This window comes from Viridibacillus sp. d25.2, from assembly GCF_055456015.2.
Map to the genome: position 1 here is coordinate 2,065,449 of NZ_CM196652.1, position 21,723 is coordinate 2,087,171.

Below are 21,723 nucleotides of genomic sequence, written 5' to 3' on the forward strand. Positions count from 1 at the left end.
TTGAATATTAGGACCTTTATGAATTAACGATAGGGGAATAGTTATGGAAAACTGGCCAAAAGGTATGTCTAAACCGGCAATACGGGCACTTAATAGCATAGGAATCACGACGATAGAGCAGCTATCAACAATTGATGAACAAACCCTAAAGGCACTTCATGGTATGGGGCCAAAAGCTATAGAGGTATTAAAAGGATCGCTCCATGAAAAGGGGCTACAATTTAAAGGAAAATGAATTTGTAATAACACCGACATGGCGAAAGGATTGCTATGTCGGTATTTTTATGACATGAATCAATATGTATGATAGAACCATCAGGAACGATTTAAAATCGCACCTAGATGGTTACTGACTGTCACTTCATGAGGATATAATCAAAGAGGTATAGGTTTAGTCAATAATCTTAATATGATAATCGTAAAGTTCGGCAGGAAATTCAACGGATAAAAAAGATATTAATTTAGATTTTAAATCATGTGGAATGTTGAAATGGATGTTACTAATATGCATTTTACGACCTAAATGGAACAAACTTTCATAGAGCGATTCAGCGGTGTGCACAGAATATTGATCGGCATTTTGGTTGCTGACACGTTTCACCACATAGTCTGAATTTTCCTTGTGAATGCGTAAAGTAATCATAAACCTTCACTTCCTTTATCATATTATTTACACCTAAAAGTGGGTGTCTCTCCATTATATACAAAAAAGTGTAAGATGGAATAGTGATTTGCTTAAATGTCAGAATAGTATAACTGTTCTGGTGGTCAATTTTTGCGTAAAAATCTCTCTATATTAAGAATTTTCTGTTATTTAGTGAGACTAAAACTTCAATAATATCCATAATTATGCATTTAATTGATTCTTAATGATTTATTTTGAATTTAAAATTTTTTTCTATTGAAAGCCGAATGGGTATTTACATATTATTCTATTTTATATATGATTGATTAATCAATCAAATTATAAGTTAGGAGAATAATAATTATGACTTCTGATAAAAGAGTGAAAGCAATGGAAGAGAAGCGAAATAGGATATTACAAGCATCAATACAATTATTTGCAGAAAATAGTTATGAACAAACGACTGTAGCACAAGTTGCAAAGAGTGCAGGGGTTAGTTTCGGTACAGTCTTTACTTATTTTGAGAACAAAGAAGAGCTTTATTTTCAATCAGTAAAGGAGCCAATGGAGCAACTAGCGGAGAAGTTTTTACAATTTGATACGAAGACAGACGACGTGTTAAATGAAATTTCTCGAATGATTAAATCTCATTTAATACTGTTCTCACAACAAAAAAAATACTTACAGCTGATTGTTAAAGTGAATGGTACTCACGAACAATTCCCAGAAGTATTTCAGTTGGTCTATGAGCGAACACAAGAATTGATTAGAAAAATTAGTCAATTGATTGAAAATGGTCAACAAAGAGGGAAATTCGTTGAAGGTAATTCTGAATTTATTGCAACTGCTTATATTAGCCTGTTATTTGGATTGGAGTTGTCATATATAGATGAATTAGGAGAAGACTTAATAAATACATATACACAAATAGCAATTCGTTTATTTGGACCGAAGTAGTTATATTCGGTCTTTATTCTAAGATAATTAATGATTGATTAATCAATCAATCAATCATTAAATAATTTAAAAGGGGAGATAAGATGGTTTTTTTGAAGTTCAATCAGACAATTAAAGTAAGAATGTTTTTGAAGTTTTTATCAGTTTTCGCTCATACAATGGTGTTACCTTATACAGTTATTTATTTTTCGGGGAAAGTTGGTCTTTCATTAACAACCACGTTGATAATAATCATAGCGATTATTAGTATGCTAGGCTATGTGATTGGCGGCAGAGCAACAGATCGAATCGGTAGGAGAAAGGTAATAATAATAAGTGAAGTTACAACAGCTATTGGCTTTATGAACATTAGTTATTTTAATAGTTTGGAGCAATTTCAAGTTGTACCTATTTTTATTTCATTCGCTTTGATTTATTTTTGCGAAAGCGCAGCCAATCCCGCATATGGTGCTCTAATAATTGACGCTAGTACCGAGGATAATCGAAAATTGATATATACATTCTTCATGTGGATTTCATATGTAGCATTTGCAGTAGGAAGTCTTGTTGGTGCTTTTTACTTTGAACTACATGCTACTATTTTATTTTTAGTAGTTGGTATTGCGGCGCTAATATCAGCTAGTTGTACATATCTCTTTATAGTTGATAATTTCTTCGCATCGATTACAGAACAGGAAAATAAAGTTGCGGATATTAATCCAATTAAATTTTCAAAATGGTTTTCTTCTCGTTTATTTTTACTTTTGTGTTTTGGATCATTGTTAATAAGTACATTAGTAGAGCAATTCCCTAATTATTTGAGCATTCGACTAGTCTCACGATATGAAAAAGGCCAGTTTAATGTCACAGGTTATGAAGTGATAGGTTATTTAAATCTTGAAAATACAGTTATTGTTGCATTTGGCGTAGTTGTGATGATGAAGATAATGCGTAGAGTTACCGAGAGACAGTCATTATTAATGGGTCTATTCATGTTAGGTATAGGTTATATCTATATGAGCTATGTAATTCATCCACTTTTGCTAATAATCGGTATGTTATTTGTCGCACTAGGAGAGTTATTGTATATGCCTACACTTCAATCCATAGTGGCTAAGTCAATTCCAAAGGGGGCAAGGGGGACGCATTTATCTATTTTAGGTTTAATGAGTGTAATTGGAGGTATGATTGCGAGTTTATTTATATGGGGAATGCAGTTTATTCCTGAGAATGGGATTACACTTATTTTTATTGGGTTGGGTATTTTGATTTTAATCATTTATTCAAGTATTTATAAGTTAACACAAATAAAATTATGCTACAATTATAATAAACTGAATATATTGAAATTTAAAAGATTGTTAAAGTAGAGGTGAAAAAATGAGAAAGGTAGAAGTAGTAGAATACCAGCAAGAATGGGTCGCTCTATTCGACAATGAGCAAAAGATGATAAGGGATATTTTCCGTCACAAGATTCATGATATCTTTCACATTGGTAGTACTTCAGTTGAGAACCTTCTAGCGAAGCCTGTCATCGATATAATGCCAGTAGTTTATCACATTGAAGATGTAGATCAATTTAATGAGAAGTTGGAGAAAATCGGCTATATAGCTAAAGGGGAGAATGGTCTACCTGGACGAAGGTATTTTGCAAAAGGTGGCGACAATCGCACACACCATGTCCATTTTTATGAAATAGGTAATGCGAACATTACGAGACATCTTGCCTTCCGAGATTATTTAAGAAGTCATCCTGTGGAAGCTTCAAAATATGGACAGTTAAAGCAACAAAATGCATTGCTTCATCCATTTAATATAGATGCTTATATAAAAGGGAAATCAACTTTTGCTAGTGAAATTGAACAAAAGGCAATACGGTGGTATGAAAATTTGAAATGAGGTCCAAGCACAATATCTTGAAATATAGGGTCAGCTCGAGTAATGGAGAAGATAAGCATGTCTTATGAGGGGGAATACGAAAAGGGATGTTTGTGAAAGGTTGAATTACTTAATAAAAATTATGATTTGACAGGAATTCATTAAATTAATGTGAAAATAATTTTTCTCAAACATTGACTTATTTTCAAATTAAATATAATATGATTACAATTTAATAAAAGAATTCTGTGAAAAAGAGAGTAGTTTATGGGGAATGTCAAGCGAGTTAGGGGTGGTGTGAGCCTAATACATGGAACATAAATGAAACGCACTTTGGAGAAGCTTTTTGAAATAGCAGTAGAAAAGATCGGGGAGTCACCTCGTTAACAATGGAAAGTGGTCACATATTGTGGCAACTAGAGTGGTACCACGGGAACTATGCTCTCGTCTCTTACATTTAGAGACGGGGGCTTTTTTTATTGGAGGAGGAAAATAGGATGGAAGACAAGAAATTAATAATCAATTCATTATTTGAAGCAGTAGAAGGTCAATTAGCAAAGTGTGATATTGAACGAACAATTGAAACACCAAAATATGCACATCTAGGTGATTATGCTTTTCCTTGCTTTGCATTAGCAAAAATTTTCCGTCAATCACCGAATAATATAGCAAAAGAATTAAGTGAGAAAATTAAAAATGATATCATAGAAAAGGTTGAAGCTGTTGGTGGGTATGTGAATATATTCCTCAAGCAATCGGAAATCTCTAAAATGGTTTTATCGAGTATTGTGGATAGTCAATCAACTTACGGACAGCGGGAATATGGAAATGGTGAAACGATTACGATTGATTTCTCATCACCTAATATCGCAAAACCATTTTCAATGGGGCATTTACGGTCGACGGTTATTGGTAATGCATTAGCTAATATTGCTGAGAAAAATGGCTATGAAGTAGTACGTATTAATCACTTAGGAGATTGGGGCACACAATTTGGAAAGCTCATTGTAGCTTACCATTTATGGGGTGAAAAGGAGTTGATTGAGCAATCACCAGTACGTGAATTATTAAAGATTTATGTGAAATTTCATGATGAGGCAGAATATGATGACTCATTAAATGATCAAGCACGTGCAGCTTTTAAAAAGTTAGAGCAAGGTGATGTAGAAGCACTACAATTATGGCAATGGTTTAGAGAAGCATCGTTGAAAGAATTTGAACAGGTATATGCACTGCTTGGCATACGATTTGATTCATATACTGGTGAAGCCTTTTATAATGACAAAATGGATCGTATAGTAGACTTGTTAACTAACAAAGAGCTTCTTAAAGAATCCGACGGTGCAATGGTCGTTAATTTAGAAAACATGCCACCTTGTTTGATAAAGAAATCAGATGGTACAACACTTTATGCGACTCGAGATTTAGCAGCAGCTCTTTATAGACAAGAAACATATAAATCGAAAAAATCATTTTATGTTGTGGGGAATGAACAATCACTACATTTTAAACAGTTATTCAGAGTATTAGATAAAATGGGGTTTGAGTGGGCACAAGAATTACAGCATATTCCCTTTGGCATGATGTTAAAAGACGGTAAGAAAATGTCTACTCGTAAAGGAAAAGTAGTACTGCTAGATGAAGTATTAACTGAGGCTATCCAATTAGCTAAGAATAATGTAGAAGAAAAAAATCCAAACCTGAAACAAAAAGAAGAAGTAGCCAAGGCAGTTGGAACAGGAGCTGTTATCTTCCACGATTTAAAAAATCATCGTATGAATGACATAGAATTTTCACTTGAAGAAATGTTGAATTTTGAAGGGGAGACAGGACCATATATCCAATATTCGTATGCACGGATATGTTCACTACTTCGAAAAGGTCAATATAGTACGAAAGATAGTATATATGAAGAGTTAACTGCTGAAGCTTGGCCAATTGTCATGACATTAAAAGAGTTTCAAAATGTAATAGTTAAAGCGTTTGAACTAGCGGACCCTTCGCAAATCGCCAAGTATTTAATTGAACTTTCAAGAGCGTTTAATAAGTATTATGCACACACCAGAATACTAGAGGACAATAATACTCAGCAAGCTAAGCTAACATTATGCGCTAGTGTCGCTATCGTACTTAAAGAAGGCTTGAGTTTATTAGGCATTCAAGCACCGGAAGAAATGTAGCGAATATAAAAGAATGCTTACTTTTTCATATAGGATTTAAAGCAGAGCTCCAAAAGAGATTTCATTTTTGATGATTAAATAAAAGGATTTTAAAAACCCTAAATTAGAGAGGCTATGTCTCTGATTTAGGGTTTATTTTTCATAGTACCATTTATATATAGCATCTATCATTGTTGCCCTACGAATTGCAAAAATCATACAGAATAATGACGAACTTTTGAATGATTTTTATAAAAAATTTTATTCTATATTATAAAAAATTGATTTTGTGATGTTATTAAAGTAGGATATACAAGCAATGTCTTTAAGAAAGTATGATATAGCAAATGAGTAATTTAATTAATTTACTATAGTATAAAGATATTGTGTTTCATATGTAATTGAATAGTTTAATTGAAATACGGATAATTTATATGATTATTTTTCTTTCAATTAAAAAAGAAGAGGAAGTACCAGTGTGTATGAAAAATCGTAAAATAAAACTCATTTTTGTGTTATCAACTGCCTTATTATTATTGTTTACAAGTTTAAATGTATTTACTTCTTATATAAAGATGAAAAACACGGTTGAAGAATCAATCGCAAACCAAAGTCTTGGAGCTGCAAAATCCATTGCGTCAAAGATAGATAAAGATACATATAAGAAATTTTTGAATAATCCCGTAAAGAATGAATATTACTGGGAATTAACAGACTACTTAGTTGATGCAAGAGAAAAGTTGGGCGCATTATATGTGTATACATTGAAAGTTGATAATCCTGAAGTATCAAAAGTGATGATAAGCGGACTTCCCAATGCATTAGAAGATAACTATGATATAGGAACTTTTTGTACAGTACCTAAAGCACAAGTTAAAAGAGCCTATGAAGGAGATACATATGTAACAGGTGTAATTGAGGATCCCGATTTAGGTTTCTATGTTTCTGTTGGAGCACCTATAATGGATGAATCAGGTAAGGTGCTCGGATATCTAGGTATCGATATTAGTGCCAATACATTGAATGATATCAAAGGGAAAGTGCTGAAAAATAATATCCTCCTCTTTTTCTATAATGGTATATTTATATTCGTCGTAATTGGCTCCTTTCTATTATTGCAAAGATGGTATCAAAAAGAAGTGACAAAGGAAGTAGGATATACAGAAGATACATACCAAGCAGAAATTAAAACTTTAATCACTTCTGTATCCTCTTTAAGACATGATTTCACGAATCATATTCAAGTGTTACATGGACTTTTACAATTAGGGGAATCTGATCAGGCACAGAAATACTTATCATCACTGTCTAAAGAAGTTCATGCAATTGAATCTCTAAAATTAAATATAGATCATCCTGGTCTTTCAATATTATTGCAAACAAAGAAACTAGCTGCACAAAATTATAATATTGATATGAATTTTACGATTGCTCAGGATTCATTTGATAAAATAAAAACATCAGATTTAATTAAAATTTTATCGAATTTAATTGATAATGCCATTGATGCAGCAATAGAATTACCCGAAGGTAAACGTAAACTAACGATTGACTGTAAGGTAGATGATACTCAGTATGTATTTAAGATTACAAATACAGGACCTAAGATTATCGATAATGACCACATTTATAAACAAGGATATTCAACAAAAAAAGCAGAACAAGGAAAAATAAGAGGACAAGGTTTATTTATTGTGAAAGAAGTAGTAAATAAATACAATGGGAAAATCTCAATTGATTCATCAAATCAATTTGAGACTACAGCCACTGTGGAAATCCCTCTAAAGTAAATTTGAAGTTAAATGTAAGGGGGCTGTCCCAAAAGTCGGTGAAAACCGACTTTTGAGTGCAGCCCTATTTCTTTAAATTTAAATACAAAAAAATCGCCTTTTCTTGTAAAATGTAAGTGACAAAACAAACAATTACGGAAAGGGCGATTTTTTATGAGCAATCCAAAGACTACTAACGAAAATTATAACATGACTCAAACAACGCTTCCACTAGAAATTGGAGAAGAAACTCTCGTTTCTAGAAATCAAAATGAAAACCCTACATTCATTCCATATAATAACCAACAAAGTATATGCCTCTTCGATCTTCAAGACCTTATTCCAATTAATCATATTGCGCGAGTAGTGGATGAAATGATCGAAGGAATAGACGATGAATACTTCTTCGAACCATACAAAGGTGGTGGTCGCAGTGCATATCATCCTAAAATGATGGTAAAAGTCCTTCTCTATGCGTATTCGCAAAAAGTATATTCTTGCCGAGAAATCGCCAAATTACTGAATGAAAATCTCCCAGCAATGTGGCTAGCTGCGATGCAAAAACCAGATTATCGTACAATTAACCGTTTCAGAACATCGTTTATGGTTGAACGAATTCAACTATTATTTGAAAAAATGATTCATCAACTTATCGAACAAAAGTATATAACAATGGAAAACTACTTTTTAGATGGCACAAAGATTGAAGCTAACGCTAATAAGTATTCTTTTGTATGGAAAAAAGCAACAACTCGTTTTGAAGAAAAACTGAAAGAGAAAATTGATGAGACTTATCAATTTATTCAATCTGTCGTAAAAGGGGATGAATGCTCTATCGTGAGTGAGGACAACCAGTCCTCTATTACGCCAAAAGAGAAGCTAGAACAAGCAGAAGAGATTCTTACACGCCAAATCAGCAAGCAAACCAAAGAATTCCAAGATGAAACAGAACCAGAAGCCCGAAAGGAAAAACGTAGAAAGTTAAGCGAATCCAAGAAACTCAAAAAGCAAATTCGTGAAGATTTTCGTCCACGCCTTGAAAAGTATGAATACCAACAACAGTTATTCGGTGAGCGCAATAGCTATTCTAAAACGGATACCGACGCCACATTCATGCGGATGAAAGAAGATCACATGCAAAATGGACAATTAAAACCGGGTTACAATATACAAATGGCAACAGAAAATCAATTCATTCTTTTTTATACTCTGCATCAACGTCCAACTGATACACGATGCTTTATTCCACATTTGGAAGAATTGAAAAAATCATCCGTTCCGTTCCCAAAAAACGTCATAGCAGATGCCGGTTATGGAAGTGAAAGCAATTATCTCTATTCAATGGACCAAGAATTTCAGGCATTGATTCCTTATGGCACATTTTTAAGTGAACAAAAACGAAGTTATAAAAAAGACATTCGTCATGCAAGTAACTGGGTTTACAACGAACAAGATGATACATACATATGCCCTAACAATCGAAAAGTACTTTTTAAACGTTATTCTACACGTACAGATAAATATGGTTTTTCACGAGACTTCAAAATATATGAATGTGAAGATTGTACAGATTGCCCATTGAAAGCACAATGTTCAAAATCTAAAGGGAATCGACAGATTCACTACAATACCGTTTATGAAGAACTCAAAGCAAAAGCACAAACTAGCCTTTGGTCAGAACCAAACGCACAAATTTACGCTCGACGGAAAATCGAGGTAGAGAGTGTATTTGGTCATATCAAGGGCAATCGGTCGTTTCGTCGATTCTCACTTCGAGGTTTAGAAAAAGTGAGAACGGAGTACGGCATTGTGGCAATGGCCCACAATTTACTGAAAATAGCTGGAATCCTCCAGCTATTTTCACCAAAACAGAGAAAAACGAAAAAAGTTCCAAAGAAAAACAGTACGTTTTTCTTTGGAACTTTTATTTTAGGGACTTATTAGACAGCCCCTTTTTTATATATTTCGGTCATATAGATTAATTTGAAAAAACTCCTAACTTCTTAGGGTTTTTTATGCATATTTTTAAGTAATCATTAAGTATTTTACACTTAATTCTAGTTGATGGAAAAGTGAATTTATCATAATAATAAATTTTACAAAAATTACAAAAAATAAATTGACATGGCAATATTACCCACGATAAATTGTGCTTAGTTTGAACAACTACATCCAAACCTAGCTTTTTCGTTTGATGGGCTGTGTCGGGCATTGAATACGTTTTACCTACACCAGCGGCATAACCAAAAATATCTTCAGATTCCCTAATGCTTCTTTTGATTCCTGTTTTTTTATCTTAGCTAAAACTGCATCGGGAGGGCGCATGTATTCCATCAATCTTCACCTCCTCCTTATTATATCCTCAACTAGCATTAAGACAGTATTAAGTTTTAAACCTTAATACCATTTTAATACAAATTACTTATTTTCTAACACTACATTAATTTTAACTGCATTATGATTATGCATGAAATCAATAGAAGGGGTGATGGACTTGATGGATATATACATGGTGATGGCATTGATCATAAGTTTTGCTAGTCTCTATTGGCTAACGGTTTGGTGTTATAAGCAAGTAGATAATTAAGGAGGTCTTCTTATGTGGATTGTAGTAGGCATCAATATTGTATCGCTGTTTGGTTATTTAGGGCACGCATTGCTCTATCCAGAAAACTATTAAATTACCTATTGGGGAAGAAATTTCTTTTTAGTTATGGGGTGTGATGCAAAAGTTAAAGAAATTAAGGCAATGGTATCTTTTTATTAATAAGTCTAGTAGTTTGTTTTGCTAATGTAGTTTTCAAAGTCAAAGTGAAGCTTTGCTTGGGTAAGCTATATTATTCTATTGTAACCACTATATTAACTTGGAGAGATGAAGAATGAAATTGGAAAATAAAGTAGTCATCATTACTGGCGGTACCAAAGGATTAGGTAAAGCTATTGCTTTAGGGTTTTTAAGAGAGGGTGCAATCGTAATCTGTGCTGGTAGACAACCATATGATTTTGAAGAATTTACTGCTCCTTTTAATGAGCGCGCTATGTATTGCGAGGTAGATGTAAGAAAACCTGAATCGGTAAAAAATATGATTAAAGTAATAATAGATAAGTTTGAAAAGATTGATATTATGGTCGCCAATGCAGGGGTGTTAAGAGATTCAACTCTTATAAAAATGACCTATGATCAGTGGTTTGAATCAATTGATACTAATTTGACTGGGGTATTTAATTGTACTCATTCGGTGATTCCTCATATGTTAGAAAAAGGAAGTGGTCACATTATTAATATTTCTTCTGCTGCTGCCTCAAGAGTAAATATAGGGCAGGCTAATTATTGTGCATCTAAAGCAGGTGTAGAGATGTTTACTAAAGTAGCAGCTATAGAGCTTGGTTCTAAAGGTATTATGGTGAATTGTATTTCTCCAGGTATTATTGAGGAAGGAATGGGTGAATCATTAAGTCAAAAGGAACTTATATGGGAGAAATATAAAAAACGCATGTCGTTGCGACGCTCTGGTACTGGTGAAGAAATTGCAAAAGCAGCTCTTTTCTTAGCAACAGAATCGAGTTCATATGTTAATGGTCATATTTTAGAAGTAAATGGTGGTCTTTTGTGGGCTTAAATTGATAGAAAAGAGGAACTAAGTTGAGTGTTTTAATAAAAGAATTGCCTCAAATAGTAAATAAGACAGGACTAACCTACGGAGTAGGAATAAAAGGGACCGGAATGTATGTTCCTGATAAAGTGATAACCAATCAATTTTGGGAAGAGCGTCTTGAAACTACTAGTGAATGGATTGAGAAGAAAACAGGTATTATTGAGCGACGTCACTTAAGTGATATAGAGACAACTTCTGATATGTGCATAGCTGCTTCTGTACAAGCTTTGAGCAGAGCAAACGTGAAGGCTCATGAATTGGATGCTATTATTATTGCTACAATAACACCTGACTATCCATTACCTTCTACAGCTTTAATTGTTAAAGAGGCTCTAGGTGCATCTAGAGCAATTACATTAGATCTAACTCAGGTAGCATGTTCTGGATTAGTATATGGTATGCATGTTGGTGCACACTTTTTGCAGAATAAAAAAATGACACATGTTCTTGTGATCGGTTCTGATGCTCTTTCAAGAATCTATAATCCAAATGAGCGGGGATCATGCGTTTTTTTTGGAGACGCTTGTGGAGCAATGATCTTGCAAAGAACTAAAGATCCTTCTATGGGAATCTTAGCATGGGATATTAATTCAAAGTTGAACTTTAGAGGAGCGGGAATATCACATGGTGGAGCTTCAAATACTTTAACTCATGAATCGTTAGATAGAGGTCAGCATTATTTATACATGAATGGACAAGAAGTTTGGAAAGAAGCTACTACCGTACTACCTTCTACTCTTCAAAGTTCAATTAAAAATGCTGAATTAAAAATAGAAGAAGTTGACTTTTTTATTTTGCATCAGGCAAATGCCATTTTAATTAAAGAAGTACTAAAAACGCTCAATATTGATGAGCGAAAAGCTTTATTTAACGTTTCTAAACATGGTAATACTGGGGCCGGTACTATGCCTACGGTGTTACACGAAGCGATAATTAAAGGGGAAATTAAAGATGGGGATATAATAGCTTTTGCGGGAATAGGAGCTGGATTTAATTGGGGGTCATTAGTAATGAAGTACTCATCGAATTCAGAAGATTTTGAATGAGGAGGCGATTTATATGAACCAACCAGTTAGATCTGTTGGGATTTTTGGAGCTGGATCATACGTACCAGAAAAAGTTTTATACAATTCAGATTTAGAAAAAATAGTTGATACTACAGACGAATGGATTACAAAAAGAATAGGTATTAAGGAAAGAAGGGTAGCTAAAACTGGTGAACTAGCATCAGATATGGGTGTAAGTGCATTAATAAACGCATGTGAAAATGCTGGAATATCTCTGGAAGAAGTAGACTTAATTGTTTGTGGATCAAACACGCCTGATTACAATAGTCCACAAATGGCGGCTCTTATTGCAAAAAAGGCAGGGCTGAGCAATGTTGTTACCATTGATGCTCGAGCTGGTGGATGTCCTGGAGGAGTTTTTACGGTAGACGTTGCTGCACAATATGTAGCTACTGGTCGATACAGTACCGTTGCTGTTGTTAACTCTGAATTAAACTCAGCAGTTCTCAATTGGGAAGATCGTTCTACATGTGTGATCATGGGTGATGGAGCAGGTTGTTTACTACTGAGAGCTTGTAAACCAGGAACCGGGATTCTTCACACGGTTTTATGTAATGACCCTTCAGGATATTTTATTGCATACGTTCCTTCAGGAGGAACAGCAATACCAACTACTGAAGATACACTTGAAAAAAAACTTGGATATTTTCATATGGATGGTGGTGCGATTTGGGATTTCGCGACGGGGGAAATTCCAAAATTAATCAAACGTTTATCTGAAGAAAGTGGTATTTCTCTAAAGGATGTTAATTTATTCATATCACATCAAGCTAACTTGAACATTATTAAAGAAATTATGAATAAGATTAATATTCCTCTAGAAAGATCTTTCATTAATATTGAAAAATATGGTAATACATCCAGTGCATCTATTCTACTAGCTATATCAGAGGCCTTTAATGAAAATAGAATTAAACCAGGTGACATATTATTTACATTTGCTTTTGGAGCAGGGTTGTCTTTTGGTGCATCCGCGATCCGTTGGTGTGCAAAAGAAGATTTCTTATTAGTTTAGTATATATATTTTTTAAGAATTGAGAGGGATTTTATGAGGAAAAAAAAGGTTGCAGTTATAGGTATTGGGGCTATTGGTAGAGGTGTTGTACAGTGCTTTGCTTTGGCTGATTACGAAGTATGGACAGTTACTCGACATGGAGATGATAAGATGTCGTCTTATGTTGAAAATGAGGTTAATAAAGGTAGGCTAACTAATATTGAAAAGGAAATTCTTCTTTCTAATATCTCGAATTGTAAGTTAGAAGAATTACCAGAAGTCGATCTAGTAGTGGAAGCAATTATTGAAAATATTGATGAGAAAAAAGAACTTTTTAAAAAATTAGATGAAATCCAACCTTCAAGTACAATTTTAGCATCATCTACTTCAACGCTTCCTATTAGTGAAATATCATCACTTGCTATTAACAAAGATAGAATTGTAGGCATGCATTTTGCAACTCCAGTTCCAAAAATGGAGCTGGTTGAAGTGATTCGTTCTGTATTTACGAGCGATGAAACGTTGAAAAAGTCCTTGGAATATTGTAAAGATATCAATAAAACTGGAGCAATCGTTAAAGATTTTCCTGGTTTTGTAATTTCTAGGTTAGCACAAGCGATGATTAATGAAGCAGCCTATATACTGATGCAAGGTATAGCAGATGAAGAAGCTATTGATACCATAGCCAAACTTGGTTTAAATGTACCTATTGGTCCATTAAAATTAGTTGATCAAACGGGAATTGATGTTGCACTTCGAGGGATGGAATCTATGGAAAGATTACTAGGTGACCGACGTTATGCACCATGTCCAATATTTAGACAAAAAGTATATGATGGACACGTTGGCCGTAAAGTCGGACAAGGATTTTTTTCATATGAAAACTAAAATTCCTGTAGGTATTAAATCGATTGGTAGATATTTGCCGAAAAAACAAATGAATACAGTCACTGGTGATGGTGAAAAGATTATCATTCACAAGGCGGCTAAAAATGATACTACCTATCGAATGGGAGCAATTGCATTGGAAAATGCAATTACCATTGCAGAAATAAATAAAGAAGATTTAGGACACTGGTTACATTGCAATGACGCTCCGGGAGATTTTCTATTTCAACTGGTAGGTAGGAAGATATTGGACGAAATTCAAATAGGTTCTTGTTATACCTATAATTTGTACCAATCTTCAAATTGTTCATTGCTTGCTATTAAGCTTTTAATAGATCATTTGCGTAATGATCCAGAAGGTTATATCGGTGGTGTATCATCTAGTAATAATTGGGAAAACCATACTGATAATAGGAAGATAGGCGATGCAGTACTAGGTGATGGAGCTGCAGTACTATTGTTGGAAAAAGGAAGTAACCGATATTGTTTTGACGCATTTACATTTAAGACAATGGGGAAATATCATGACATTGCTGCATTTAAAGTGGGCGGCTACTTAGAAGAAATAAACCAAAAATCTATACAAGAAGGCCGTTTTAAATATAGCTTAATTAATAAGAAACACTATTACGAATTGAAAAAAAGAAGTGTGGAAATAGGCATTGAAGTAGTTGAAGACACTCTGAAAAAAGCTGGTATCTCACGTAATGAAATTGATTTATTAGTTTTACATAGCCAAACTCCTCAAATTTCAAAGGAGTTAATTGAATCCCTAAAAATAAGCAAAGATTCTGTAGTTGAAACAGTAAATTGCTATGGTTATATGTGTTCAGCAGGATTGCTACTTTCATTGCATGAAGCAGTATACTCTCGTGAATTGCCGAAAAACAGCAAAGTGTTAGTAACTTCTATAGGGATAGATGGGAACTGGTGTGCAGCTATTATGACTGTCTAATAAAATATTAAAGAGGTGGATAGTATGGTTGGTATAGCTGGAATTGGTGTAGCTTTTCCTGAAAAAGTTGTTGATACGTGGGAGACTTATGCAAAACCTAATGGATTAAGACGGGATGTTTGGGAAAGAATGGGTTGCCGTTCTACATATGTCTTAGAACAACCATTAACACCCACAGACTTGGCTGTTCAAGCAGCCAAACAAGCAATGTTAGAAGCAGAAATTGTAGCAGAAGATGTGGATGTAATCATTTGCAACAATTATAATTCTGAATATTTGTATTGGCAGACTAGTGCGAAAGTTCAGTGTTTGTTAGGCTGTGACAATGCCTTTACATTTGATATCTTTGGTGGATGTAACGCAGTAGGATCAGCTGTAAGATCTGCTTACGACTTATTTGAACAAGATGATTCAATTAATACATGTTTAATTGTATTATCAGAAGCAATAAGTGGAGAAACATGGCCTCAATTTATCTCTGATGGAGCTTGCGTTTTAGTGTTGAAACGTAATTGTGAAGAACTAGAAATCTTAGCCCATAGTCAAGTAAGTGATATTTTCCCGACTATGCAAAGGTTACCTGTTGGAGGAACTGTAACGCCATTTTCAAAGGATATGACATTTGATGGGAACGTATATAGTAATTTTGAATTTAGTGCATTGCAATTTCGGCAGGAGATTAAACCACTAATATTTCCATCTTGTAAAAAAACGATAGAAAAATCGCTAGCAAAAGCAGGATACAGTACATCTGATTTAAGTCAAGTATTTTTCGTACATCAACAAAAATATGTAAATCAGAGTATGTTGGAAATGTTTAATTTACCGTCAAATCTTTCTCCAGTTGATTATATTGACGACATAGGACATGTATCTGGATGTGATGTATTTATTTGTTTAAAGAGAGCCATGAAAGAAGGGCGGGTTAAAAAAGGCAATCTTCTTTCTTTTGCGGTGATGGGTTTAATGGATTTCCATGGTTGGGTTATCCGTTATTAAAGAAGTGAGGGAATAATTATGGAAAAGGAAACTATTGGTATAAAATCTGTAGGGATCTTCTTACCTCAAGAAGTACGATCAATTATATCTCCTCATGGAGATGTGGTGTCAATCAGAATTGCAGAATCAGATGAGACTCCATACGAAATAGGGGCCAAGTCTATTCGGAATATGGTAGAAAAAGCGAAAATTTCATTCCAGTCTTTGGAAGACCAATATTTTTTCTTTAACGAAGAATCTTATGGGGATTATCTTTTTCAAATGCACGGTAGACAAATTATGGATAAAGTAGGGGTTAATCGCATAATTTCGTTTAATTTAATACAAGGAGGAAACTCTTCCTTGATGTTAATGAGGCTGCTAATGAATCACCTGAGAGCAAATGATGATTCTCGTTTTGGAGTTATAGGTTCTCCTCAATCTTGGGGATTTCATAGTCAAGATAGATTATTGGGTGATGCAGTTTTAGGTGATGGAGCAGCAAGTCTCTTGTTAGAGAAAGGTTATCAGAAAAATCGAATTCTTTCTATCGTCACTAAGACTATTAGCAAATACCATGATGTTATTTATAACGAAGTGGGAGGTTGGAAACTCCCTATTGCTGATAAACCTTGTAAAGAGGGGAAATTTGTCTATAAGGTTCAAAATATTTCGCATTATAAAGAAATTGAAACCCAAGTTTTTCAAATACTCGAAACCGTAATAGAACAGGCATTAAATAAAGCAAAAATATCTTGGAAAGAAATAGAAAGAGTCGTCATTCATAGTCCAACCCGATCACACCATAATCGATTTAGAAAACATTTCAATTTAAAAGAAGAACAAATTATTGACAGTGCAAAAGAGTATGGTTTCATGTGTTCGGCAGGTATTTTACTTTCAATCGATATGCTGTTAAACGAAGAAAATTTAAAGCAAGGTACTAAAGTTCTTGTTCCATCATTTGGGGTTGATGGAAACTGGGCTGCGGCTGTTATAGAGATCTAGGATAGGAAGGAGTAGAAATCATGGAAGAGGAAATTGGAATTGCTGGAATTGGTGTTTCATTACCAGAAAATTTAGTAAGTACTTGGGATGTATTAGCACCTGCCGCTAAAATTAGAGAAACATTAAAGGAAAGACTTGGATGTAATTTTGTACCTCTGGCTACAGAGAATGAGAATCCTATGTTATTTTCTCTTAGAGCTGCAAAAGAAGCTATAAATGAGGCTTCAATCATTCCTGAAGAAATTGATTTTATAATTGCGAACAGCCTCTCTAGTGATTATGAAAAATGGCAAAGCTCTGCTTTCATTGCTGATCAACTTGGGTGTATCAATGCTAGTACAATTGATGTTTATGGTGGTTGTAATACAACTGGTGCTGCTTATCATATGGCAATAGATATGATCAAGGCAGACGATGAGATTAATACTGTCTTAATTGCTCTAACAGAACATTTAGGTGGTGGAACTTTCCCCCAATTTATAGGAGATGGTGCATGTTCACTAGTCATTAAACGAAATTCGCCAGATTTAATTTCACTCGAATATATTAATTTAAATGAAACAATGCCAAGTTTGGGAGTGATGAGAGAAGGTGGGGTCATTATGCCATTCTCTGAAAAAACATCTTTCGATGGAGGATGGGAGGAACAAGTAGACTTTAATATTGAAAAATATAAAACTGAATTAAAACCAATTTTCTCTCAAATTTCTACTAGACCAATTTTAGAATTGTGCAAGAAGGCGAATATTAATGTCAATCAATTAGATATGTTATTTGTTGTTCATCAGCAAGCCCACTACCATCTCTCAATTGCTAATTTGCTTGGTTTACCAGCTACTAAAATTCCTATTCATTATATCGAGAATCTTGGTCATATTAGTGGTTTTGACGTTTTTATATCTCTTAAGTGGGCTATGCAAGATAAATTAGTGAAAAAAGGGGATCTTTTGGGAATGATGGTAATGGGTTTGGGAGAATGGCATGCTTTTCTAATACGTTACTAATTTTACAATAGCTTATTAGAGAAAGGATGGGAAATAATGAATGTGCCTGTAGGTGTTTTAGGAGTTTCAGTGTATTTACCTCCTAGAAAAAGTGTAAGTGATTTAGTGGAAATAGGTCAATTAACATTAAAAAAGTTTAATAAAATTGGTGTTCAGTCGGTTCCAGTAGCAGAGACTGAAATTGGTAGTGATTTAGCTATTAACGCGTCCAGAGATTTGCTAAATAAAACTAAAGTTGATTCGTTAGATATTGATATTCTAATATATGTGGGCAGCGCTATGAATGATTATCAAGTCTGGTTACCTTCTGCTAGGGTTTGTGATGAGCTGAATTTGAAAAATGCATTCGCATTCGATTTAAATATGGGATGTGGAAGTTATCAAACCGCTATAAAGTTTGTTGCCGAAACCCTTAAGAATAGTGGGAAATGGAAAACAGCGTTATTAGTATCCGGTGATAATTTTGGTCACCTAACAACCAATAGGGAAACGAACGAAGTCATACTGGGCGATGCTGGAGCAGCGATGCTTTTACAAAAAGGACATGAACGTAATATGTTTTTCGGTTACGACGCAATAACTAAAGGTTATTATCATGACTTAACATTTTATACTGGCTTTACCCCCGCTGCTAAGAAGTTTGTAGACAGTAACAGTAATGTCAAAGAAAATCTTTGGACATTCGCGCGTGGTGAAAAATTACAAGATTTGATGAAAGAGAATATCTCAAATTATCTCAATATAGCCAAAAACGTTCTTGATGAACAAGGTCTTGCATTAAGTGACATTTCTTATGTAATAGTTCCTTCTGGAAGATTAGACCTTATGGAAAAAATAGTGAAAGAATTAGGGATTCCGATTGAAAAAACTAATATACCTTTTCTTGCCGATATAGGAGATTGTGCGGCATCTGGGTTTGTTATAGATATTCAAAATATATTAGAGCATTATCAACCAAAAGCTGGGGAATTCACATTGTGTATAGGAGCGGGGCTAGGAATATCATGGGTGGCATCAATTATTAAACATTAAGAGAGGAAATGAAGTGTTGTATGACAAAACAAAATTCTGCAAGGATTATTGGAACGGGTGCTTATGTACCTAGTAAAGTATTAACAAATCGTGACTTAGAAAAGCTTATGGATACTAGTGATGAATGGATACAAGAGAAGTACGGTATAAAAGAACGCCGTATAGTATCAGAAGACCAAGAACAAAATATCTCAGACCTTTCATACAATTCGGCAATAAAAGCGTTAGAGTCAGCAAAAATACATGCTGAGGAATTAGATTTAATCATAATTGCTTCTATATACTCTGATATTAGAAGCCCTGCAACAGCGTGTATATTACAGGGGAAACTGGGTGCTAAAAATGCTGTGGCATTTGATATGAATATCGGAGGTTGTCCAAATGCTGTCTTTGCTATGACTACCGCACTGAAATTTTTAGATGGAGTTCGTTTTAAGAGAGCTCTTGTGGTATGCACAGAAATTTATTCTAGATTTATAGATTGGTCTTATCGAAATACAGCTTGCTTCCTTGGAGACGGTTCTGGAGCGGTAATTTTGGAATCTTGTCCAAAAGAAGAAGGGGTACTTGCTTATAACCTATATACAGATGGTACAAAATATAACAAGGCATGGTGGCCTGGAGGAGGAACTGTAGATGTTCTCCCTAATCAAAAAACTCCACACATAGAAGGAAAAGACGTATGGGAGTTTGGAAACACAGCTACACCAAATGTCATAATTGAAACAGTATCTGATGCTGGTTTAGAGATGAAAGAAATAGATTTCGTTATTTTCCATCAAGCCAATGTAAACATCATAAACAATGTTATGGATAGGATTGGATTACCTAGAGAACGTACGTATATGAATAACTACAAATACGGTAATACTGGTGGTGCTTCCTCTCTAATTGCACTAGATGAAGCCATTCATTTAGGGAAAATAAAAAGAGGAGACAAATTAGCAATATGTTCTTACGGTGCAGGGTTGGCATGGGGATCAATGGTATTGAACTATTGATGTTAAAATTTATAAGAAAAGGTGATTATCATTATAAAAGTAAATGGACTTTCAAAAGTTTTTAAAAATGGAAAAGGTATTTATGATCTTTCATTTGAAGTTGCAAAAGGCGAAGTATTTGGTTACTTAGGACCGAATGGTGCTGGGAAGTCCACCACAATTCGAAATTTAATGGGTTTTACTAAACCTACATCTGGCAAATCTTTAATTGCAGGTCTTGATTGTTGGGTTCAATCTCCTGAAATTCAAAAAAATGTAGGTTATTTACCTGGCGAAATATCTTTCATAGACGAAATGAACGGCGTACAATTCCTTAATCTAATTGGTGGAATGCAGGGATTAAAGGATACAAATAGAAGAGATGAACTTATTAATCGTTTACAATTTGATGTTAAGACTCCCATTCGAAAAATGTCCAAAGGAATGAAACAAAAAGTAGGTATAGTAGCTGCCTTTATGCATCAGCCTCAGGTTTTAATATTAGATGAGCCCACTTCAGGTTTAGATCCATTGATGCAACAGCTCTTCATAGAACTTATTTTAGAAGAAAAACAAAGAGGCACTACTATCTTAATGTCTTCCCATATGTTTCAGGAAGTTGAGAGAACATGTGACAGAGTGGCCATAATAAAGGATGGAAAGCTACTAACTGTAGAAAATGTACATGATTTAAGAGCTAGACAGCGCAAAATTATTGAGGTGACCGTTGAGTCAAGAGAACAGCTCCATAGGCTAGAGCAGTCAGGCTTAAATATTGAGGGATCCAAAGATAATACAGCATTTATTGTTGTTCAAGGGGATTATAATGATTTTGTAAAAGCATTGGTACCTTTTAATATTACTAATATTCAAATTAGAACGATGGATTTAGAGGATATATTTATGCATTACTATGATCGTAACGAGGTCATAGCCGACAAAAAAGATAAAGAGGTGTTCACTCAATGAATATGTTTCTCTTTAAAGCGAATTTAAGATCACAATCTAAGAATTTCTTCAGTTATGCAGTGGGTTCTTTATTTTATCTATGGATTTTAATTTGGGTTTTTCCTAGTATTGTATCAACAGAAGGCGTGAACAAACTAATTAAGTCAATGCCAGAAAGTCTTTTAAAGGCAACTGGATTGAGCGGTGGTATCCAAGAACTCAATAGTTATTTAGCAGGAGAATATTACGGTTTAGTCTTCTTACTTTTATTAATGATTTTTAGCGTAGTGGTCTCTACCCAGCTGGTAGCTCATCATGTTGATAAAGGATCGATGGCCTATTTACTCACGACACCAGTATCTCGTACTAAAATAGCTTTAACTCAAGCTATTACTCTTGTGTTGGGTCTGTTTATAGTAATCTTAGTTACTTATGTAGGTGGATTAGTTGGAGTATATTGGTTGTTAGATGATTATGAAATAAATCATGGGTTATTTCTTAAAATGAATTTAGTAGGAGGACTATTATTTTTAGTCGTTTGTTCTTACACATTTTTCTTTTCTTGTTTATTCAATGATGAAAAACAATCATTAGGAGCGTCAGCAGGTTTGACAATTTTCTTTTATGGATTGGATATGGTTGGGAAGTTAAGTGATGATTTTGAAGTATTAAGAAATTTTTCTGTATTTAATTTATTCAGACCACAAGAGATAGTTTCTGGAAATTATGAGGTGGGAATAGTTTCTATAATATTGTTCTCAGTAGCTGTTTTAATATTTGCAATATCGATTATTGTGTTTAAAAAACGTGATCTACCATTATAAAATAATTTAACAGAAGGTGGTT

21 protein-coding genes and 1 other annotated feature are annotated in these 21,723 nt (G+C 34.2%); of the genes, 19 read left to right on the forward strand and 2 right to left on the reverse strand.

The genetic code is table 11. The annotated features are described in order from the left end of the window. Window positions 1–43 precede the first annotated feature (43 nt). Entirely contained in the window at window positions 44–235 is a 192-nt protein-coding gene (locus ACZLO7_RS10535) for a helix-hairpin-helix domain-containing protein (RefSeq protein ID WP_464940716.1), read from the forward strand. Window positions 236–391: 156 nt separating this feature from the next. Here the strand turns inward: ACZLO7_RS10535 and ACZLO7_RS10540 are convergent, their stop codons facing one another. Then, entirely contained in the window at window positions 392–643 is a 252-nt protein-coding gene (locus ACZLO7_RS10540) for a hypothetical protein (protein WP_464940717.1), read from the reverse strand. 345 nt (window positions 644–988) lie between these two features. Between ACZLO7_RS10540 and ACZLO7_RS10545 the strand changes: the two genes are divergently transcribed. The 6 genes from ACZLO7_RS10545 to ACZLO7_RS10570 all read left to right on the forward strand — a co-directional run bounded on the left by ACZLO7_RS10545 (window position 989) and on the right by ACZLO7_RS10570 (window position 9,311). After that, complete coding sequence (locus tag ACZLO7_RS10545) at window positions 989–1,582, forward strand: TetR/AcrR family transcriptional regulator (protein ID WP_464940718.1); 594 nt, start codon at window positions 989–991, stop codon at window positions 1,580–1,582. An 83-nt stretch (window positions 1,583–1,665) separates the two neighbouring features. Beyond that, window positions 1,666–2,931 (forward strand): MFS transporter, encoded by a 1,266-nt coding sequence (locus ACZLO7_RS10550; protein WP_464940719.1) that lies wholly within the window; start codon window positions 1,666–1,668, stop codon window positions 2,929–2,931. 10 nt (window positions 2,932–2,941) lie between these two features. After that, a complete protein-coding gene (locus ACZLO7_RS10555; RefSeq protein ID WP_464940720.1) occupies window positions 2,942–3,460 on the forward strand; it encodes a GrpB family protein in 519 nt (172 codons plus the stop codon). A 218-nt stretch (window positions 3,461–3,678) separates the two neighbouring features. Continuing rightward, window positions 3,679–3,894, forward strand: a binding site (T-box leader). Window positions 3,895–3,936: 42 nt separating this feature from the next. Next, window positions 3,937–5,619 (forward strand): arginine--tRNA ligase, encoded by a 1,683-nt coding sequence (gene argS, locus ACZLO7_RS10560; protein ID WP_464940721.1) that lies wholly within the window; start codon window positions 3,937–3,939, stop codon window positions 5,617–5,619. 461 nt (window positions 5,620–6,080) lie between these two features. Then, window positions 6,081–7,388: a sensor histidine kinase gene (locus ACZLO7_RS10565; RefSeq protein WP_464940722.1), complete on the forward strand. Its 1,308-nt coding sequence runs from the start codon at window positions 6,081–6,083 to the stop codon at window positions 7,386–7,388. Between the two features lie 153 nt (window positions 7,389–7,541). Continuing rightward, window positions 7,542–9,311 carry an IS1182 family transposase gene (locus ACZLO7_RS10570; RefSeq protein WP_511261332.1) on the forward strand — a complete coding sequence of 590 codons (1,770 nt, stop codon included), beginning with the start codon at window positions 7,542–7,544 and terminating at the stop codon, window positions 9,309–9,311. A 34-nt stretch (window positions 9,312–9,345) separates the two neighbouring features. Here the strand turns inward: ACZLO7_RS10570 and ACZLO7_RS10575 are convergent, their stop codons facing one another. Continuing rightward, on the reverse strand, window positions 9,346–9,579 hold the full coding sequence (locus ACZLO7_RS10575; protein WP_464941465.1) for a hypothetical protein: 234 nt from the start codon (window positions 9,577–9,579) through the stop codon (window positions 9,346–9,348). Window positions 9,580–10,246: 667 nt separating this feature from the next. Between ACZLO7_RS10575 and ACZLO7_RS10580 the strand changes: the two genes are divergently transcribed. Genes ACZLO7_RS10580 through ACZLO7_RS10635 form a run of 12 tightly spaced genes read left to right on the forward strand, consistent with a single transcriptional unit; the run spans window position 10,247 to window position 21,701 of the window. Beyond that, the gene (locus ACZLO7_RS10580) at window positions 10,247–10,987 is read left to right on the forward strand and encodes an SDR family NAD(P)-dependent oxidoreductase (protein WP_427751878.1); all 741 of its coding nucleotides are present in this window, start codon (window positions 10,247–10,249) and stop codon (window positions 10,985–10,987) included. 23 nt (window positions 10,988–11,010) lie between these two features. Next, window positions 11,011–12,069 carry a 3-oxoacyl-ACP synthase III family protein gene (locus ACZLO7_RS10585; protein WP_427751876.1) on the forward strand — a complete coding sequence of 353 codons (1,059 nt, stop codon included), beginning with the start codon at window positions 11,011–11,013 and terminating at the stop codon, window positions 12,067–12,069. A 13-nt stretch (window positions 12,070–12,082) separates the two neighbouring features. Continuing rightward, window positions 12,083–13,105: a 3-oxoacyl-ACP synthase III family protein gene (locus tag ACZLO7_RS10590; protein WP_464941231.1), complete on the forward strand. Its 1,023-nt coding sequence runs from the start codon at window positions 12,083–12,085 to the stop codon at window positions 13,103–13,105. 33 nt (window positions 13,106–13,138) lie between these two features. Beyond that, window positions 13,139–13,972 (forward strand): 3-hydroxyacyl-CoA dehydrogenase family protein, encoded by an 834-nt coding sequence (locus tag ACZLO7_RS10595; protein ID WP_464941232.1) that lies wholly within the window; start codon window positions 13,139–13,141, stop codon window positions 13,970–13,972. Further along, window positions 13,962–14,927 carry a 3-oxoacyl-[acyl-carrier-protein] synthase III C-terminal domain-containing protein gene (locus ACZLO7_RS10600; protein WP_464941233.1) on the forward strand — a complete coding sequence of 322 codons (966 nt, stop codon included), beginning with the start codon at window positions 13,962–13,964 and terminating at the stop codon, window positions 14,925–14,927. Before ACZLO7_RS10595 ends, ACZLO7_RS10600 begins: the two co-directional genes overlap by 11 nt. Before the next feature lie 24 nt (window positions 14,928–14,951). Then, window positions 14,952–15,926: a 3-oxoacyl-[acyl-carrier-protein] synthase III C-terminal domain-containing protein gene (locus ACZLO7_RS10605; protein ID WP_464941234.1), complete on the forward strand. Its 975-nt coding sequence runs from the start codon at window positions 14,952–14,954 to the stop codon at window positions 15,924–15,926. An 18-nt stretch (window positions 15,927–15,944) separates the two neighbouring features. After that, entirely contained in the window at window positions 15,945–16,913 is a 969-nt protein-coding gene (locus ACZLO7_RS10610; protein ID WP_464941235.1) for a 3-oxoacyl-[acyl-carrier-protein] synthase III C-terminal domain-containing protein, read from the forward strand. A gap of 20 nt (window positions 16,914–16,933) precedes the next feature. Next, a complete protein-coding gene (locus ACZLO7_RS10615) occupies window positions 16,934–17,917 on the forward strand; it encodes a 3-oxoacyl-[acyl-carrier-protein] synthase III C-terminal domain-containing protein (RefSeq protein WP_464941236.1) in 984 nt (327 codons plus the stop codon). Between the two features lie 36 nt (window positions 17,918–17,953). Beyond that, a complete protein-coding gene (locus ACZLO7_RS10620) occupies window positions 17,954–18,949 on the forward strand; it encodes a 3-oxoacyl-ACP synthase III family protein (RefSeq protein WP_464941237.1) in 996 nt (331 codons plus the stop codon). Between the two features lie 20 nt (window positions 18,950–18,969). Next, on the forward strand, window positions 18,970–19,950 hold the full coding sequence (locus ACZLO7_RS10625) for a 3-oxoacyl-ACP synthase III family protein (protein WP_464941238.1): 981 nt from the start codon (window positions 18,970–18,972) through the stop codon (window positions 19,948–19,950). Window positions 19,951–19,980: 30 nt separating this feature from the next. Beyond that, window positions 19,981–20,898 carry an ABC transporter ATP-binding protein gene (locus tag ACZLO7_RS10630; protein ID WP_464941247.1) on the forward strand — a complete coding sequence of 306 codons (918 nt, stop codon included), beginning with the start codon at window positions 19,981–19,983 and terminating at the stop codon, window positions 20,896–20,898. Beyond that, on the forward strand, window positions 20,895–21,701 hold the full coding sequence (locus ACZLO7_RS10635) for an ABC transporter permease (RefSeq protein ID WP_464941239.1): 807 nt from the start codon (window positions 20,895–20,897) through the stop codon (window positions 21,699–21,701). Before ACZLO7_RS10630 ends, ACZLO7_RS10635 begins: the two co-directional genes overlap by 4 nt. The last annotated feature ends 22 nt before the right edge of the window (window positions 21,702–21,723 follow it).